The sequence below is a fragment of the Stenotrophomonas sp. TWI809 genome (assembly GCF_039673205.1).
Taxonomy (GTDB): domain Bacteria; phylum Pseudomonadota; class Gammaproteobacteria; order Xanthomonadales; family Xanthomonadaceae; genus Stenotrophomonas.
This window is the reverse complement of the sequence record NZ_JBDJLE010000005.1, coordinates 1-17,188: the sequence shown is the minus strand read 5'-3', so window position 1 is coordinate 17,188 and position 17,188 is coordinate 1. Positions and strand designations below refer to the sequence as shown.

13 protein-coding genes are annotated in these 17,188 nt (G+C 67.3%); 11 read left to right on the top strand and 2 right to left on the bottom strand.

Features of this window, described 5'->3' with window-relative positions:
• The first annotated feature begins 40 nt into the window (after nt 1–40).
• Nucleotides 41–1,078, top strand: coding sequence for a DUF5694 domain-containing protein (locus ABE472_RS05420; RefSeq protein ID WP_346465902.1), 1,038 nt, complete (start codon nt 41–43; stop codon nt 1,076–1,078).
• A gap of 29 nt (nt 1,079–1,107) precedes the next feature.
• Here ABE472_RS05420 and ABE472_RS05415 read toward each other — a convergent pair whose 3' ends face one another.
• Nucleotides 1,108–3,309, bottom strand: coding sequence for a TonB-dependent receptor (locus tag ABE472_RS05415; protein ID WP_346465812.1), 2,202 nt, complete (start codon nt 3,307–3,309; stop codon nt 1,108–1,110).
• A gap of 122 nt (nt 3,310–3,431) precedes the next feature.
• On the opposite strand from ABE472_RS05415, the gene ABE472_RS05410 reads away from it, so the two are divergent.
• From ABE472_RS05410 to arcD, 4 genes are all read left to right on the top strand, one after another.
• Nucleotides 3,432–4,316 carry an AraC family transcriptional regulator gene (locus ABE472_RS05410; RefSeq protein ID WP_313219524.1) on the top strand — a complete coding sequence of 295 codons (885 nt, stop codon included), beginning with the start codon at nt 3,432–3,434 and terminating at the stop codon, nt 4,314–4,316.
• Nucleotides 4,317–4,492: 176 nt separating this feature from the next.
• Nucleotides 4,493–5,959 (top strand): SulP family inorganic anion transporter, encoded by a 1,467-nt coding sequence (locus ABE472_RS05405; RefSeq protein ID WP_346465809.1) that lies wholly within the window; start codon nt 4,493–4,495, stop codon nt 5,957–5,959.
• 244 nt (nt 5,960–6,203) lie between these two features.
• Nucleotides 6,204–8,795 carry a methyl-accepting chemotaxis protein gene (locus ABE472_RS05400; protein WP_346465807.1) on the top strand — a complete coding sequence of 864 codons (2,592 nt, stop codon included), beginning with the start codon at nt 6,204–6,206 and terminating at the stop codon, nt 8,793–8,795.
• A gap of 108 nt (nt 8,796–8,903) precedes the next feature.
• Nucleotides 8,904–10,328 carry an arginine-ornithine antiporter gene (arcD, locus tag ABE472_RS05395; protein WP_346465805.1) on the top strand — a complete coding sequence of 475 codons (1,425 nt, stop codon included), beginning with the start codon at nt 8,904–8,906 and terminating at the stop codon, nt 10,326–10,328.
• A 144-nt stretch (nt 10,329–10,472) separates the two neighbouring features.
• Here arcD and ABE472_RS05390 read toward each other — a convergent pair whose 3' ends face one another.
• The gene (locus ABE472_RS05390; RefSeq protein WP_313209085.1) at nt 10,473–10,862 is read right to left on the bottom strand and encodes a DUF2628 domain-containing protein; all 390 of its coding nucleotides are present in this window, start codon (nt 10,860–10,862) and stop codon (nt 10,473–10,475) included.
• A gap of 194 nt (nt 10,863–11,056) precedes the next feature.
• On the opposite strand from ABE472_RS05390, the gene ABE472_RS05385 reads away from it, so the two are divergent.
• The 6 genes from ABE472_RS05385 (at nt 11,057) to hemC (ending at nt 17,110) form a co-directional block, all read left to right on the top strand.
• Entirely contained in the window at nt 11,057–11,236 is a 180-nt protein-coding gene (locus ABE472_RS05385) for a hypothetical protein (RefSeq protein WP_313209086.1), read from the top strand.
• A gap of 470 nt (nt 11,237–11,706) precedes the next feature.
• Complete coding sequence (mdoH, locus tag ABE472_RS05380; RefSeq protein ID WP_313209087.1) at nt 11,707–13,614, top strand: glucans biosynthesis glucosyltransferase MdoH; 1,908 nt, start codon at nt 11,707–11,709, stop codon at nt 13,612–13,614.
• Nucleotides 13,615–13,687: 73 nt separating this feature from the next.
• The gene (locus ABE472_RS05375) at nt 13,688–14,353 is read left to right on the top strand and encodes a dienelactone hydrolase family protein (protein WP_282257418.1); all 666 of its coding nucleotides are present in this window, start codon (nt 13,688–13,690) and stop codon (nt 14,351–14,353) included.
• Nucleotides 14,354–14,357: 4 nt separating this feature from the next.
• The gene (locus ABE472_RS05370; protein ID WP_313219528.1) at nt 14,358–15,404 is read left to right on the top strand and encodes a histidine kinase; all 1,047 of its coding nucleotides are present in this window, start codon (nt 14,358–14,360) and stop codon (nt 15,402–15,404) included.
• Between the two features lie 10 nt (nt 15,405–15,414).
• Nucleotides 15,415–16,143 carry a LytTR family DNA-binding domain-containing protein gene (locus ABE472_RS05365; protein ID WP_313219529.1) on the top strand — a complete coding sequence of 243 codons (729 nt, stop codon included), beginning with the start codon at nt 15,415–15,417 and terminating at the stop codon, nt 16,141–16,143.
• A gap of 55 nt (nt 16,144–16,198) precedes the next feature.
• Nucleotides 16,199–17,110: a hydroxymethylbilane synthase gene (hemC, locus tag ABE472_RS05360; RefSeq protein WP_346462917.1), complete on the top strand. Its 912-nt coding sequence runs from the start codon at nt 16,199–16,201 to the stop codon at nt 17,108–17,110.
• The last annotated feature ends 78 nt before the right edge of the window (nt 17,111–17,188 follow it).

Below are 17,188 nucleotides of genomic sequence, written 5' to 3'. Positions count from 1 at the left end.
ACCACCTCTCAGGCCATGGATGATGAAGCGACGCTACTCAATGCTGTGCGGCTGCCTGGTAACGCTGCTCCCCGCGGTTACGTACGCGGCTGTGGACCTTGCGGCGCTGGACAAGGACATGGTCGGCCCACGCACCGAGGTCCTCGTGCTGGGCAGCGTGCACCTCAGCGAGCACGAGGCCTTCGATCCCAAGGCGCTGGATCCGCTGCTGGACAGGCTGGCGGCCTTCAAGCCCGGCTACATCACCATCGAAGCCATCAGCGGCGAGCAGTGCGATCTGGCCAAGCGCCATGCGGCGGTCTACGGCGATGACTACTGCGCCAGCACGGACACCGCGAAGACGGCCACGGGATTGGAGGTGCCGGCGGCGATCGTACAGGTCAACAGGACGTTGGCGGCCTGGCCGGCTGCCCCCACCGCCGCGCAGCGTCGCCAACTGGCCGCCCTGTTCCTTGCCGCTGGCGAACGGGCGTCTGCCTACGTGCAGTGGCTGCAGCTGCCCGTGGCCGAGCGACGCGCGGGCGACGGCCTGGACGGCAGCCTCGTCGAGCTGCTCAAGCAGATTCAAACGCGCAAGAACGAGAGCTACCAGATCGCTGCGGTCCTGGCCGCGCGGCTCGGTCTGCAGCGCGTGTACGCCGTCGACGACCATACCGGTGACAATCACCAGATCGCCGACCGCAAGGCGTTCAGCGCGGCGCTCCAGCAGGCGTGGAGTGGGTATGGCCCCACGTTCGATGCCATGACGGAACGCGAAGCGGCCTTCATCGCGTCCAACGATCTGCTCTCGCTGTATCGCAGCGTCAACGATCCCGCGGCGCTGCAGGTGCTCGCCGAGTCCAACGTGCGCCCGACACTGGCCGCCGTGTCACCGCAGCACTACCCCCAGATCTGGGTGCAGGGCTGGGAAATCCGCAATCTGCGCATGGTCGCCAACATTCTCGAGGTTGTGCGTGACCACCCCGGTTCCCGCGTCCTGTCCATCGTCGGCGCTTCGCACAAGCCCTGGTTTGATGGTTGGCTGGGGCAGGTCTCGGGGGTGGATATCGTGGAGGCACAGGACGTTCTCAAGGAGTAGGAGGGCACCGCAGCACCCTCCACGCTGCCTCAGAACCGATAGCCGACTTCCGCACCGACGATGCGCGGGCGGTCGATGGGACCGTAGTAGTTGCCGTCACGGCCGAACGCCAGGTTGTCGAAGATCAACCCGTTGATGCGCCGCTTGTTGGTCAGATTGTCGACGTACACGCGCGTGCTCCACGGCCCGGTTTCATAGCCGAGCTGCACGCCGAGGATGGCCACAGCCGGCTGGTAGGCGCGATTGCGTTCGTCCAGCGCCATGCGGCCATTGAACGATGACTCCACGCGCGCGAACAGCCCGGAGCGGTGCTGGTAGCGTGCGGCAAGATACGCCGTGTACTTCGGAGTGAGTTTGACGTCGTTGCCGGCCAGGCTTTCATTGGCGCCGACGAACAGCTTGCGGTACTCGGCGTCCACGTAGCCCACGTTGGCGGTCAGCGTCAGGCCTGGCAGCACCTCCAGCGCGCCTTCCAGCTCCACACCACGCGAGCGGATGGACGCATCCGAGCCTACGTAGTCGGAGGAGATCGGCCGGCCGTTGGCATCGGTGGCCAGCTGGATTTCCTGCCAGTTGTCCGAGGTGATGTGGAACACCGCGCCACCGATATGCCCGCGCCCGCCGAGCACGTTCATCTTGAAGCCGAGCTCGTGGCTCCACATCATTTCCGATTCGTAGCGCAGCACTTTGTCGTTGACGACGTCGCTCTGCGCGGCCGCCAGATTGAAGCCGCCCGGAATGTAGCCCTTGGCGGATGCGGCGTAGAACGAGAGCGTGTCGCTGGCGTCGTAGCGCAGTGACACGCGTGGCAGCGTGGCAGTGAAGGTGTGTGCGAGCTCGGCATCGCGATAGAACACCAGGCCGCCCGGGCCCAGATCGAGCGTGCCTTCGCGCTGGCGGGTGGAGCGCTTGGCCTGCTCATGGCGCAGGCCAACGCTGGCGGTCAGTTTCGGCAGCGAGGGTGGGGTGTAGCTGGCCGTGCCGAACACGCTGTAGTCCTGGCCATCCGAGCCCTGCAGCGGAGCGAGGTCATAGCTGCCCAGGCCGCGCAACGGCGGGCCGACCAGCGTGCCCAGGATGGAGTCCTTGTGGTGCCGGTAGGTGGAGATGCCGGCGATGTAGGTCAGGGCCTGATCGCTGGGGGAGCTGAAGCGCAGCTCGCCGTTCCAGCTGTGCTGTTTGTCGTAGATGCGGCCGGCCAGCGCGGGTGTGGCGGTCATGTCGAAGTCGTAGCCGGCGGAGGTGTCCTCCTCTTGGCGGTAGGACAGGGCCGCATCCAGAGTGCCGCCGGACAATTGCCATTGCGCGCTGGTGCCGGCGACGGTTTCATTCTTGGTGGTGCGCTTGGGCGCATCGTTGATGTAGGTGAAGTCACCGGTACCACGGCGGCCGTTGTAGAGATCGCCATAGGTGCGGTTATACAGACCGACATCCAGCGGCAGATATTCGTACTCGAACATCCCGGGTGCACGCGTGCCCAGGTGATAGGCGATCGCATTGATGGCCAGCGTATCGGTCGGTTCCCAGCGCAGTTTGCCCTGCAGATAGGTCTCCTTGACCTTGCCTTTTACGCCATTGAACGGCGTGAGGTTCTTGAGGTGGCTGTCTTCGTCCGAGGCCATGAACGCCACCGAGCCGAACAACCGGTCGCTCTTGCCCAGCGCGCCGCCGAGGAAACCATCCACGCTGCTGCCGTGGCCGTTGCCGAACGAGGTGACGCCGACATTGACCTCGCCCTCGGTGGTGGCCGACGGTGCGCGCGTGCGCACCAGCACCAGGCCGGATTCGCTGTTGGCACCGTACAGCGTGCCCTGTGGCCCGCGCAGGATCTCCACCGACTCCACATGGTTCAACACCGCGTTGCTCAACTCGCGGAACGGAATGCCATCGATATAGACCGAGGCCCGGTTGACCAGAAACGGGTTGGACTCGATGCCGCGGATGGAGATGAACATGTCGCTGAGCTGACCCATCACGTTGAACTTCACGTTGGGGGCCAGCTTGTCCAGGTCGCGGAACTCGGTGACGTGCGCTTCTTTGAGGGCTTCGCGGTTGAGCACGGTGACCGACATGTCGCTCTTGAGGTACGGGGTAGCGCGTTTGCTGCCGGTTACTACGATGCCGTCCAGTTCGGTGGCCTTGGCGGCCGGGGTGGACTGGGCCTGGGCGGGCGCACTGGGCAGCAACTGAAGCGCGGCGAGCACGGCGCCGGCAAGTACAGCGTGTTTCACGAGGAGCCTCTGGGGGTGGTGGCGCGCACCACGGTGATGGGGAGGAGTCGTGAATGTTATTGTGTAACAATGAGGTGCTGCCGCTCCATTCCCGGCAGGGCGGATCCAGAACTGGACACCTGATGACCTGCGCCACTGCCACGCCAGCGACAGCGGTGGCCGCCCGTGTGGCGGCCGAAGCCGGCCGTCCGCTGGACGCCTGCGTCGGCAGCGCCGACGGCTCGGTGCTGATGCTTCGCCACACGTTCGCCGCGGCGCAGGGCACGATGGGTGAGGGCGGTGCGTTGCGCATCGGGCTGCTCACGGCGGGCGGCGGCACCCTGTATCAGCGCACGGCGCTCGGACGCATCGCGCAGCCTTGGCGCCCAGGCGCGTTCAATCTGGTGTTGCCGGACTGCCCGGGCGAATTCCGCAGCCCAGCGCTGGCGCTGCTGGGCCTGGCCATCGACGCGCGGCATCTGCAGGGGCACGACGTGCGCTTGGAGCAGCTGCATCGCGCAGCATCGGCGCTGCATGGGGACCCGGTGATCGCCTCGGTGATGGGGGCGCTATGGCACTGCGCTGAAGCGCATGCAGGCTCAGCCGCGTTCTTCGAGCACGGTGTCGATCTGGTGCTGAAGCGGTTGGCGGGACTTCCGGTTGCGTCGCCCCCGACGCGACGCGCGTTGTCGCCAGCGCACGTCAAGCGCGTGCAGGAACTGATCGATGCCCATCTCGGCGATGACATGGGCGTTGCCCGCATGGCGCAGGAAGTCGGGCAGGAAGCCAGTGGCTTCAGTCGTGGCTTCCGGCTGGCGACCGGCATGACGCCCTACGCGTACCTCACCTGGCGCCGGATGGAAGCGGCCAAGCCGATGCTGCTGGCCGGCCGCAGCGTCACCGAGGTCGCCCTGGCGATGGGCTATGCCAACCCCGGCAAATTCGCCGCGGCGTTCCGGCGGGTGACCGGGCAGGCACCGTCGCGCTGGGCAGGCAACGCGCGAGGTGAACTGGCTGGCCATGTTTGAGGCCATCGGAGGACTGCGCTATCCTGCGCGCCGCTTTCGCTGCCCCGGCAGGACCCTTGTGATGACGCCACCCTGATACCGCGTTGACGACGCGCCGGCCCTTGCGCTGGCTCAGGGAGTGCTTTGTCTTCATCACACAACGCGCCGTGCGCATCGCCGGTGCGTGGAGTCTGTCCATGTTTGTGTCCTATCCGCTGCGCCAGCAATGGCTCGGCAACATCCGCGGTGATCTGCTGTCCGGCGCCGTGGTCGCCCTCGCGCTGATTCCCGAAGCGATCGCGTTTTCCATCATTGCCGGGGTCGACCCCAAGGTCGGTCTGTACGCTTCGTTCTGCATCGCGGTGGTCACCGCCATCGCCGGCGGCCGGCCGGGCATGATCTCCGCGGCCACCGGCGCGATGGCGCTGGTGATGGTCGATCTGGTCCGCGACCACGGCCTGCAGTATATGCTGGCCGCGACGATCCTGGCCGGGCTGCTGCAGATCGTCGCCGGCGCGCTCAAGCTGGGTGCCCTGATGCGCTTCGTCTCGCGCTCGGTGATCACCGGCTTCGTCAACGCGTTGGCCATCCTGATCTTCCTTGCGCAGTTGCCCGAGCTGATCGGGATGCCATGGACGGTGTACGCCGTGTGCGCGGCCGGTCTGGCGATCATCTACCTGCTGCCGCTGCTGACCCGGGCGGTGCCTTCGCCGCTGGTGGCGATCGTGGTGCTCACCGGGCTGTCGATCTGGCTGGGCCTGGACATCCGCACCGTCGGCGACATGGGCGCGCTGCCGGACAGCCTGCCGACCTTCCTGCTCCCCGATGTGCCGCTCACCTGGGAGACCCTGCGCATCCTGCTGCCGGTCTCGGCCACGCTGGCGGTGGTGGGGCTGCTGGAGTCGATGATGACCGCGCAGATCGTGGAAGACATGACCGACACCCCCAGCCAGCGCAACCGTGAGTGCGCTGGACAGGGCCTGGCCAACATCACCGCCGGGCTGTTCGGCGGCATGGGCGGCTGCGCGATGATCGGGCAGTCGGTGATCAATGTGTCCTCCGGCGGCCGTGGCCGGTTGTCCTGCCTGGTGGCGGGCGTGCTGTTGCTGCTGCTGGTGGTCTACGGCGCGGAGTGGGTCCGGCAGATTCCGATGGCCGCGCTGGTCGCGGTGATGATCATGGTCAGCATCGGCACCTTCCACTGGCGCTCGTTCGCCGAGTTCCGGCTGCATCCGAAAAGCTCCTCGGTGGTGATGCTGGGCACGGTGGTCGTCACCGTGGCCACGCACGATCTGGCCAAGGGGGTGCTGACCGGGGTGCTGCTGTCGGCGCTGTTCTTCGCCCGCAAGGTGGGCCGGATGCTGGACATCGCCGAGGCCGAGACGGCCGACGGCACCCGGGTCTACACGGTCAGCGGGCAGGTGTTCTTCGCCTCGGCCGGGCAGTTCGCGGCGGCCTTCGACCTGCTGCATGTGCCTGAGCGCGTGACCATCGATCTGAGCGGCGCGCACTTCTGGGACCTCAGCGCAGTGGGCGCGCTGGAACGGGTGACCGGCAAACTGCGCGCACGCGGGGCGCAGGTGGAGGTGATTGGACTCAATGCGGCCAGCCAGACACTGGTGGAGCGCCTGGGACACGGCGACCGCAGCACGGGCGTTCACTGAACACGGTCAGGATTTGGCACTCAATATCGCTGGCATGACGCCGTTATCCAGCTGAGTCCCTTCTCTGGGCCGGTGCCGTCGCGGTGCCGGCAGGCGATATCTGCACAGGGCAGGGCAGTGGCATCGATCCCCGCTGGCCGCGCCGTGATTGCACCGCGCGCGTGCCGGCCCGCAACGGACTGCGTGTTTCCGTGGCGGCGCATGCGTGCGCCCGCCGGTATGCCCTTTTTCCGGAACCGCCCCCATGCCCGTGTCCCGCCCCACTGCTTCCAAGCGCCCTGGCAGCATCGCCAACCGACTGATGCTGGGTACGGCGTTGATCGCCATGCTCTGCTTCGGTGTCACCGCTGCCATCAGCTATCGCGAAGCCAGCGCGTCGCTGGTGGATGCCTCCCGCCACACCATGCAGAGCGAGGCCCAGGCCGAAGCGCTGCGGGTGAGTGGTGATCTCTCCAGTGCTTTCGCCACCAGCCAGGCGCTGGCGCAGAACCTGCTGGTGCAGCGCGCTGCGGGAACGCTGTCGCGGGCGACGGTGTCTGCGGTGATCCACCAGCAGGTGCAGGTGCACCCGGAATGGGTGGGCTTCGGCACGTTGTGGGAACCCGACGCCTTCGATGGCAAGGATGCCGAGTTCGTCGGCGCCGAGGCACACGATGATACCGGCCGGTTCATGAGCTACTGGGCCTGGCACGACGGCGCGCCGATGCAGGATGCGCTGACCGGCTATGACGTGCCCGGCGATGGCGACTGGTATCTCAAGCCGAAGGCGCTCAAGCGGCAGACCGTCGCCGAGCCCTACACCTACGAGATCGGCGGTCAGAAGGTGCTGATGACCACGCTGTCCACCCCGGTGATCGATGACGGCAGCTTCCTCGGGGTCGTGACGGTGGACTTCGCCCTGGCCGCATTGCAGAAGCACCTCGCCGCGCTGCGCCCGATGGGCGAAGGCCATGTGGAACTGATCTCGCCCGGCGGCATCGTCCTGGCCGCGAAGGACGCCAACGAGATCGGCAAGCGTCGCCAGGATGCGCTGACCACGCAGGTACTGGCGGCGGTCAAGGCAGACAAGACCTTTGATGCCTTCGAGCCGGATGCGGCAGGCAACGTGAAGACCTACGTGCCGCTGCGCATCGGCGGCAGCGAAGAGCATTTCGCGCTGGGTGTGATCGTGCCGCATGCGCTGATCACCGCGCAGGCACGTGCGCTGCTGTGGATCATCCTGGCCGTTGGCCTGGGCGCGGCACTGGTGCTCAGCGGCAGCGTGTACGTGCTGCTGCGCCGTCAGGCGATCCGTCCGTTGGCCGATGCCGTCCGCCTGTCCGCAGACGTGGCCGAGGGGCGTCTGGATACACCGCTGCCGCCCGCGCGCAATGACGAAGTCGGCCGCCTGCTCGAATCGATGCAGCGCATGCGCAGCCAGCTGCGCGCAGTGATGGCCGCGCAGGGTGAGATGGCCCAGCGACATGAGGCGGGCGAGCTGAGTTACCGCATGGACGCGCAGACCTTCCCCGGCGAGTACGGCAAGATGGTGGAAGACACCAACCAGCTGGTGGGCGCCAACATCGCAGTCACCCGCCGTCTGGTCGAGGTGATGCAGCGCTACGCGGTCGGTGACCTGAGCCAGGACATGGACCGCCTGCCCGGCGAGCAGGCCGCTTTCACGGCTGCAATGGATACCACCAAGGCCAACCTGCGTGCCATCAATACCCAGATCGGGGATCTGGCCGGGGCGGCGGCGGTGGGTGATTTCAGCCAGCGTGGCGATGTGGTGCGCTTCGACCACGACTTCCGCGCGATGGTGGAAAACCTCAACACCATGATGCAGGTCAGCGATGACAACCTGCAGCAGATTTCCGCGCTGCTGCGCGCCATCGCCGCGGGTGATCTCACCGCACGCATGCGTGGTGAGTTCCATGGCGTGTTCGCCCGGATGCGTGACGATGCCGATACCACGGTGGCGCAGTTGACCGACATCGTCGGCCGGATCCAGCAGGCCACCGGCAGTATCAACCTCGCCGCCGGCGAGATCGCCGCGGGCAACAGCGACCTGTCGCGCCGCACCGAGCAGCAGGCTGCCAGCCTGGAAGAGACCGCCGCATCGATGGAAGAACTCACCTCCACGGTTCGCCAGAATGCCGACCACGCGGTGCAGGCCAACCAGCTCGCCGCCGGCGCTGCCGAGGTGGCTTCGCAGGGCGGTGTGGTGGTCGGCCAGGTGGTGACCACCATGGCGGGCATCGAGGCCTCGTCCAAGCGCATCGCCGAGATCATCTCGGTGATCGACGGCATCGCGTTCCAGACCAACATCCTGGCGCTGAACGCTGCGGTGGAAGCCGCGCGTGCCGGCGAACAGGGCCGCGGTTTCGCGGTGGTGGCCACGGAAGTCCGCGCACTGGCGCAGCGCTCCGCCGGGGCGGCCAAGGAAATCAAGACCTTGATCGACGACTCGGTCACTCAGGTCAGCGCGGGCTCGGCCCTGGTGCAGACCGCCGGCCGCACGATGGAAGAGATCGTCACCGGCGTGCGCCGGGTCAACGACATCATGGCCGAGATCTCGGCAGCTTCGAAGGAGCAGTCCGCCGGTATCGAACAGGTCAACCAGACCATCACCCAGATGGACGAGACCACCCAGCAGAATGCCGCGCTGGTGGAGGAAGCGACGGCGGCCGCGCGTGCGATGGAAGAGCAGGCGCAGCAGCTGGGCACGGCGGTGGCGATCTTCCGCCTGCAGGCCAGTGCGGCGGCGGGCACACCGGCGCGTCGTGCCACGCCCGCGCGGACCGCTGCGCGCGTGCCCGCAGCAGCAGTGGTCGGCGAGGACTGGCAGACCTTCTGATCCGGACCGGCGCGCCGGTGCCAACGGCGCGCCGGCAGGGCCGGTTCACCCGGTGCTCACCGCCGGACATTGGTAATCGGCGCTATTCTGTTTGCCGATGGTGAGCACATGACCTCTCGTTCCGACCGGCTCGGCCTGACCGCGTTGACTGCCCTGGTGGTCGGATCGATGATCGGCGCCGGCATCTTCTCACTGCCACAGAACATCGCGCGCAGCGCCGGCCCGGGTGTTGCCTTGATCGGCTGGATGATCAGTGGCCTGGGCATGTTGATGCTGGCCTTCGTGTTCCAGAATCTGGCCAACCGCAAGCCCGAGCTGGATACCGGTATCTACGCGTACGCGCGCGCCGGGTTCGGCGATTACATCGGCTTTTCCGCGGCGTGGGGCTACTGGGTCTGCTCGCTGCTCGGCAACGTCAGCTACTTCGTGCTGATCTTCAGCGGCCTGGGCTATTTCGTGCCGGCCTTCGGCGAGGGCAATACCTGGCAGGCGGTGGCATGCGCCTCCGTGCTGCTGTGGGCGATGCACGCAATGATCCTGCGTGGCATCCGCCAGGCCGCCTTGGTGAATGCGGTCGTCACCGTCGCCAAGATCGTGCCGATCGTGGTGTTTCTGATCATCGCCGCCGTGGGCTTCAAGGCCGATATTTTCACCGGCGAGTTCTGGGGCACGGCCGAACTGGGCAGCCTGGGTGAGCAGCTGCGGGGCATGATGCTGATCACGGTCTGGGTGTTCATCGGCATCGAGGGTGCCAGCATCTACTCGCGGCGCGCGGCCAGGCGTTCGGATGTCGGGCGCGCGACGATCATCGGGTTTGTGTGCGTGCTCGCGCTGCTGATGCTGGTCAACCTGCTGTCGATGGGCGTGCTGCGCCAGGAAGCGCTGGCACAGGCGCGCAATCCCTCGATGGCCTTCGTGCTGGAGGCCATCGTCGGGCCCTGGGGCGCCACGTTGATCATCATCGGCATGATCGTCTCGGTGCTGGGGGCATTGCTGGCATGGGTGCTGCTGTGCGCCGAAGTGCTGTATGCGGCGGCGGGGGATGGCACGATGCCGGCCTTCCTCGGGCGCGAGAACGCACGACAGGTTCCCGCCAACGCGCTGTGGCTCACCAACGGGCTGATCCAGTTGTTTCTGATCATCACCCTGTTCAGTGCCGGCACCTATACCAGCCTGGTGCTGCTGGGCGCATCGATGAGCCTGGTGCCCTATCTGTTCTCGGCCGGTTACGGTGCATTGCTGGCGCTACGCGGGGAAACCTATGGCGGGCAACCCGGGCTGCGGGTCCGCGATCTGCTGGTGGCCGGTCTGGCCACGGTATACGCGCTGTGGCTGGTCTATGCCGGTGGTCTGTCACAGGTGCTGCTGTCGGTGTTGCTGTACGCACCGGGCATCGCCATGTTCGCGGCCGCCAAGCACCAGCATGGGCAGCGGATATTCACCCGGGCGGAGCAGGTGATCGTGGCGGGCGTGATCGTCGTTGCCGGCTGGGCGGCGTGGGGTCTGTACCAGGGTGATCTACACCTGGCGTGAGCCCAACGGGATCGACTCAGCCCTCCCGATGGCCGCGCGCCTCCGGTTCGTTCAGCAGATCGATGGGTGTCTCAACACCGCGGCCGACGCTCCACAAAAAAGCCCGGTCAATGACCGGGCTCTTCATCCACGCCTGCGCGCTGCTTACCAGCGCATGCCGGCGAAGGGGTTCCAGCTGGTATCGCCCTTTACCTTTTCAAGGTAGTACGAATAGTTGGTGGTCAGCGCGATCAGCACCGACCAGGCCACACCGATCGCACGGCCGACCACGTCCGGCAGGAAGGCCACGACGACCATCAGCACCAGGGTGATGCCCAGGATCGTCAGCGCCTTGCGCCACATGCCCAGGATCAGCAGGTAGATCCAGCTGAAGAACAGGGCGAACAAGTTGAAGTTGACCTTGATCTTCTGGCCGAACGGCAGCGTCTTGTACGCGGCCTTGAAGGTCGGCGAATTGGGGGCGCCGTGCTGTTCGAAGAAGTTGAAGCGGAACTGCCACTTGGGGCTGTAGGGGGAAGCAGTGTTGGAATCCATATCCGAATCGTATGTTGAAAACGATTACATGATAGCCGCAAGCTCTTGATTAGCGCCAATTTTTCGACGCTTTGCACGCCCCCTATCAGGGACTGCGCGCACCGTCACACATTCGTCCCGGTTTTCCGATAGGGTGCGCAATCCGCGCGGCCGGAAGCCCCGCGGGTAATGAGAAGTCAACGAGATGCCAGACCATGTCCATTGATGTGATGACCCCCGATCGCCCGCAAGCAGGGCCGCAGATCACCCCGTGCCCGGTTGCCACCCAGGCACAACACCTGCTTGCCCAGCTGCAGTTTTCGCAGGTGAGCGCCCGCGCGCTGTCGCGCCTGCCGGTAGACACCGACCTGGCCATCGCCGCTACCGTCGCCTGAGCCGCTGCCGCACCCCGTCAACGCTGCCGGCCCGCCCCCTCCAGGGCGAAAAACTGCGCACCACTGGCGGCGCTTCCTCCTGCCGAGGCCATGGGGACCGGTCGCGTTGCGGCAGGGGGCTGATCGCCGCCGCCCGCAAGATGAATGGGCAGAAGCCCATGGCACAGGGCCTGCGCGCCCTTGGCCGCGAGAGGGCCTCCACTTGTCTCGATCCAAAAGCTGAATGCGGAGAAATCCCCGGTCCGCCCTTCGCGCGCACCTTACATTTCGCGCCATAGACTGAGCCGCATTTTTCGTCTCAAGCGGTTTGGAGAGTTCGTGGGTTCCGGTAGTCACAGACATACGCTGCGTGCCGGTCTCCGGCCTGCGCCGACAGGACGAATGCGTGCCATCGTGTACGCCGGGCTCAGGATGCCCCTTTCCACACTTGGCACCCCCGGCCTGGCACGCCCTGCACAGGGACACCGCGCATGAGTACCCAGACCCTGAACGCCCTGCTGGACGCCGGCCGGGCGACGTTGCCGGCCGAGTCGCCGTTGCCGATGCCCGAGCAGTCCCTGCGCGAAGGGCAGCTGCAGGTTCCGCGCCAGCGCACCTCGCCGCGGATGATCGGGCTGCGCCGTTTCTACATCCTGGGCGGTACCGCGGCCATGACCATCGCCGCCAGCCGGATGATGTGGAAGGTGCTCGCCGTTGATGGCATCAGTGTGCTGGAAGCCTGCCTGCTGGTGCTGTTCGTGGGCCTGTTCGCCTGGATCGCGTTGTCCTTCGCCGGGGCCGTGGCCGGCTTCCTGACCGCGGTATTCGATCGGGGCTACAAGCTCGGCATCGACCCGGATGCGCCGCTGCCGACCGTGCATACGCGCACCGCGCTGCTGATGCCGACCTACAACGAAGATCCGCGCCGGTTGCTGGCCGGGTTGCAGGCGATCTACGAGTCGGTGGCCGAGACCGGCCAGCTGGCGAATTTCGATTTCTACGTGCTCAGCGATACCCGGCGCGATGACATCGGCCAGGCCGAGGAAGCGGCCTTCCACGCCCTGTGCGACGCGGTGGGCGGCCATGACCGCATCTTCTATCGTCGCCGCGGCGACAACGGTGGCCGCAAGGCCGGCAACATCGCCGACTGGGTCCGCCGTTTCGGTGGCGCCTATCCGCAGATGCTGATCCTGGATGCCGACAGCCTGATGACGGGCGACACCATCGTGCGCCTGGTCGCCGGCATGGAGCACAACCCGGATGTGGGGCTGATCCAGACCCTGCCGGCGGTGGTCGGCGGGCGCACGCTGTTTGCCCGCATGCAGCAGTTCGGTGGCCGCGTGTACGGCCCGGTGATCGGCCGCGGCGTGGCCTGGTGGCATGGCGCGGAGAGCAACTACTGGGGCCACAACGCCATCATCCGCACCCAGGCCTTCGCCGAGCAGGCCGGCCTGCCGTCGCTGCCGGGCAAGGAGCCGTTTGGTGGGCATGTGCTCAGCCACGATTTCGTCGAGGCCGCCCTGATGCGCCGCGGTGGCTGGGCCACCCACATGGTGCCGTACCTGAAGGGCAGCTACGAGGAAGGCCCGCCCACCCTGACCGACCTGCTGGTGCGCGATCGCCGCTGGTGCCAGGGCAACCTGCAGCACGCCAAGGTGGTCGGTTCCAAGGGCCTGCATTGGGTCAGCCGCATGCACATGCTGGTCGGCATCGGGCACTACTTCACCGCGCCGATGTGGGCGATGCTGATGTTGATCGGCATTGCGATCCCGCTGTTCCAGGGCGGCATCGACCTCAATGAAGTGCTGCATCTCTCGCCCGGCGTGTACTGGCGCCACCAGGACGAGACCCAGGTGATCCGCATGTTCGCCATCACCATGGTGGTGCTGCTTTCGCCCAAGGTGCTCGGCTATCTGGCGATGCTGCTGGAGCCGGTTGAACGCCGTGGCTGCGGTGGCACGATCCGCGCGTTCATCTCGATGCTGCTGGAAACCATCCTCGCCGCGCTGATGGCGCCGGTGGTGATGTACGTGCAGTCGCGCGGTGTGGCCGAAGTGCTGGCCGGCAAGGACTCGGGCTGGGACGCGCAGCAGCGCGACGATGGCGGCGTGTCCTGGTTGGCGCTGACGCGTGGCTACGGCGGGCTGAGTGTGTTCGGCCTGTTCATGGGCGCGCTGGCCTATGCGGTCTCGCCCTCGCTGGCCGCATGGATGGCACCGGTGGTGATCGGCATGGTGCTGGCGATTCCGGTGGTGGGCTTCACCTCCTCGCGCACCGCTGGCGTCTGGATGCACCGGTTGGGCCTGATGGAAATCCCGGAAGAATCGGCCCCGCCGAAGGTGCTGGTGCGCGCGGCCGAGCTGCGCCGTGCTGCGGCCGAGGCACATCCCGCCGGCTGATCACGGCCATCCAGGCATCGCCCCCATTGCGGTGGGCCGCGGTCATAATGCGGCTTGAACGTACTGGAGCCGCCTGATGCTGGATACCGTGGAAAACGAAACCGGCGCCGACCCGCAGTGGTCGGTGCTGTGGCTGCATGGCCTGGGTGCCGATGGCCATGACTTCGCCCCGATCGTGCCCGAACTGGTGCGCCCGCACTGGCCGGCGATCCGCTTCGTGTTCCCGCATGCGCCGGTGCAGCCGATCACGATCAACAACGGCGTGCCGATGCGCGCCTGGTATGACATCGTCAGCATGGATTTCCGTTCGCGCGCGGACAGCGCCGGGGTGGACGCCTCGATCGTGGAACTGGAACTGCTGATCGAGCGCGAGGTCGCCCGCGGCATTCCGGCCGAACGGATCCTGCTGGCCGGCTTCTCGCAGGGCGGGGCGGTGATCCTCAGCGCGCTGCTGCGTCGCACCCGTCCGCTGGCCGGGCTGATCGCACTGTCGACCTATCTGCCGGATCCGGCCAAGGCGGCTGCCGCGCGCGTGGCCGATGCCATCAGCGTGCCGGTGTTCATGGCCCATGGCACCCAGGATCCGGTGATCCCGGTAGCGATCGCCGAGCACACCGCGCAGACGCTGAGCGCGCTCGGCCTGCCGGTGCAGTGGCACACCTACACGATGGCCCACCAGGTCTGCGCCGAGGAGCTGCAGGCGCTGGGCGACTGGCTCGAGGCGCGCTTCGCCGCCTGACGCCATGAGCGACCCGCGCCAGCAGTCCTGGTTGCCCGAGCTGTGCCGCCTGCCGCGCCTGGCGGCAATGCTGGGGTTGGCCGAGCTGGTGGTTGTCGTAGTGGCGCTGGCCCCCGATGGCAGTCGCCACTGGACGCTGCCGGACTTCCTGTCCGCCAGCGGCTTCGCGTTGTGGCTGGCGCTGGCAGTGACGGTCAGCCTGTGCAGCGTGCGCGCGGTGCTCTCGCGCCTGCCCGAAGTGCCGGGCATGGTGCTGGTGGTGCTGATGACCGGGCTGATCGCCGGTGCGTGCGCGGCGATCGTGCATGCGCTGTACGGCGTGCTCGGCGGCAGCAGCTTTGCCCAGGCGGTCGGCTTCTGGCGGTTCACGTTGGGCAGTGCGGCGATCACCGCGCTGATCACTGCCCTGGCGCTGCGCTACTTCTACGTCAGCGACCGCGGCAGCGCGCAGATGCTGGCCAACGCACGGGCCCAGGCCGATGCATTGCAGGCGCGGATCCGGCCGCACTTCCTGTTCAACAGCATGAACCTGATCGCCAGCCTGCTGCGGCGTGATCCGGAGGTGGCCGAGCGCGCGGTGCTGGATCTGTCCGATCTTTTCCGCGCCGCGCTCGGTGCCGGCGATGGCGATTCCACCCTGCAGGCCGAGTGCGAACTGGCCGAGCGCTATCTCTCGATCGAATCGCTACGGCTGGGCGAACGCCTGAAAGTGATCTGGCTGCGCGACGAGCCGCTGCCTTGGTCGTTGCCGATGCCGCGGCTGGTACTGCAGCCGCTGGTCGAAAATGCCGTACTTCATGGCATCTCGCGGGTGCCCGCGGGCGGCACGATCGTGCTTGCACTGTCCAGTGACGGCACGAATCTGCGCATCCGCGTGCGCAACCCGGCGCCGGATCCGGCCACGCGCGGGCTGCCGCTCCTGCAGGGGGCCGGGCATGCACAACGCAACATTGCCCATCGCCTGGCCTGGCGCTTCGGCCCGGCCGCCCGGATGACGGGGGCGTGGGCCGACGGCTACTATGCTTGCGAAATCACGGTCCCGGTCCAGTGAGGAAACTGTCTTGAAGGTGGTGATCGCCGACGACGAACCGCTGGCCCGCGAGCGCCTGCGCTCCCTGCTCGCTGACCAGGCCGGCATCGAGGTGGTGGCCGAGGCCGAGAACGGCGAACAGGCGCTGCACGCCTGCGCCGAGCTGCAACCGGACCTGGTCCTGCTCGACATCGCCATGCCCGGCCTGGACGGGCTGGAAGCCGCGCGCCATCTGGCCACCTTCGAGCCACGCCCGGCGGTGGTGTTCTGCACCGCATACGACGCGCATGCGCTGTCCGCGTTCGAGGCGGCCGCCATCGACTACCTGATGAAACCGGTGCGCCCCGAGCGCCTGGCGGCCGCGCTGGAGCGTGCGCGCACCTTCCTCGCCGGCCGCAGTGGCCCGGCGACCGCCGCCAGCCAGCAGGCGCGTACCCTGCTGTGCGCGCGCCTGCGCGGCAGCCTGCGGCTGATCCCGGTCGAGGACATCCACTACCTGCAGGCCGAAGAAAAATACGTCGTGGTGCACCACGCCCGCGGCGAAGACCTGCTGGAAGAGTCGCTGAAGTCGCTGGAAGAGGAATTCGGCAACCGCTTCGTGCGCATCCACCGCAATTGCCTGGTTGCCCGGCACGAACTGGTCGAGCTGCGACGAAATGGCGCAGGCCAGGTCCAGGCGGTATTGCGGCATGGCCACGGGCCGCTGGAAGTCAGCCGCCGTTGCGTGGCCAGCCTCAAGCAGGATCTCAAGTACCTCTAAGTGCGGGTGCGCCCGACCGTTGGTCGATACGCCCCTGTGCGTCGATAATGGCGCCATGAAGACCCTGCGCATCGCCACCCGAAAGAGCCCGCTTGCCCTGTGGCAGAGCGAATATGTTGCCGACCGCCTGCGCCAGGCGCATCCCGGTCTGGACGTGGTGCTGGTCCCGATGAGCACGCGCGGCGACGAGGTGCTGGATCGTTCGCTCGCCGCGATCGGCGGCAAGGGCCTGTTCCTGAAGGAACTGGAACTGGCCATGCTGCGTGGCGAAGCGGACTGTGCCGTGCACTCGCTCAAGGACGTGCCGATGGAGCTGGACGCGCCGTTCGCGCTGCCGGCGATGCTGACCCGTCATGACGCGGCCGATGGTTTCATCTCCAATCTGTACGCCTCGCTGGACGCGCTGCCGATCGGCGCGCGGGTAGGCACCTCGTCGCTGCGCCGCCAGGCCCAGCTGCGCGCGCTGCGCCCGGACCTGGAGCTGCAGGACCTGCGCGGCAACGTCAACACGCGCCTGGCCAAGCTGGACAACGGCGGCTACGACGCGATCGTGCTGGCCGTGGCGGGGCTGGAGCGGCTCGGCCTGGGCCACCGCATCGTGGCGCGCCTGGCGGCACCGGACTGGTTGCCGGCCCCGGCACAGGGCGCGGTGACGGTGGAATGCAACGGTGAGGACGCGGCGGTGATGGGCCTGTTCGCAGCGCTGGACGATGCCGACACACGTGCCTGCGTGGAAGCCGAGCGCGCCATGAACCGTGCACTGCACGGAAGTTGCCACGTGCCGGTGGCCGGGTTCGCGCAATGGGAAGGCGAGAACCTGTTCCTGCAGGGCCTGGTCGGCGGGGTCGCCGATGGCCGCATCGTGCGCGCGGAAGCGCGGGGCCCGGCCAGTGATCCGGAGACGCTGGGCCAGCGCGTGGCGCGTGGCCTGCTGGATGCCGGTGCCGGGGAACTGCTCGCGGTGTAGTGGCGGGGGCGGGGCGGCGGCCCCGGGGCCGAGCGGCCCCCCGATGCCCGCCCCCCGCCGGGGCAAACGCGCGGGGGT

Coding starts and splice junctions, on each gene's coding strand:
- ABE472_RS05370 (WP_313219528.1), top strand. CDS start 14,358: ATGAGCGACCCGCGCCAGCAGTCCTGGTTGCCCGAGCTGTGCCGCCTG.
- ABE472_RS05390 (WP_313209085.1), bottom strand. CDS start 10,862: ATGGATTCCAACACTGCTTCCCCCTACAGCCCCAAGTGGCAGTTCCGC.
- ABE472_RS05410 (WP_313219524.1), top strand. CDS start 3,432: ATGACCTGCGCCACTGCCACGCCAGCGACAGCGGTGGCCGCCCGTGTG.
- hemC (WP_346462917.1), top strand. CDS start 16,199: ATGAAGACCCTGCGCATCGCCACCCGAAAGAGCCCGCTTGCCCTGTGG.
- ABE472_RS05420 (WP_346465902.1), top strand. CDS start 41: ATGCTGTGCGGCTGCCTGGTAACGCTGCTCCCCGCGGTTACGTACGCG.
- arcD (WP_346465805.1), top strand. CDS start 8,904: ATGACCTCTCGTTCCGACCGGCTCGGCCTGACCGCGTTGACTGCCCTG.
- mdoH (WP_313209087.1), top strand. CDS start 11,707: ATGAGTACCCAGACCCTGAACGCCCTGCTGGACGCCGGCCGGGCGACG.
- ABE472_RS05405 (WP_346465809.1), top strand. CDS start 4,493: ATGTTTGTGTCCTATCCGCTGCGCCAGCAATGGCTCGGCAACATCCGC.
- ABE472_RS05400 (WP_346465807.1), top strand. CDS start 6,204: ATGCCCGTGTCCCGCCCCACTGCTTCCAAGCGCCCTGGCAGCATCGCC.
- ABE472_RS05385 (WP_313209086.1), top strand. CDS start 11,057: ATGTCCATTGATGTGATGACCCCCGATCGCCCGCAAGCAGGGCCGCAG.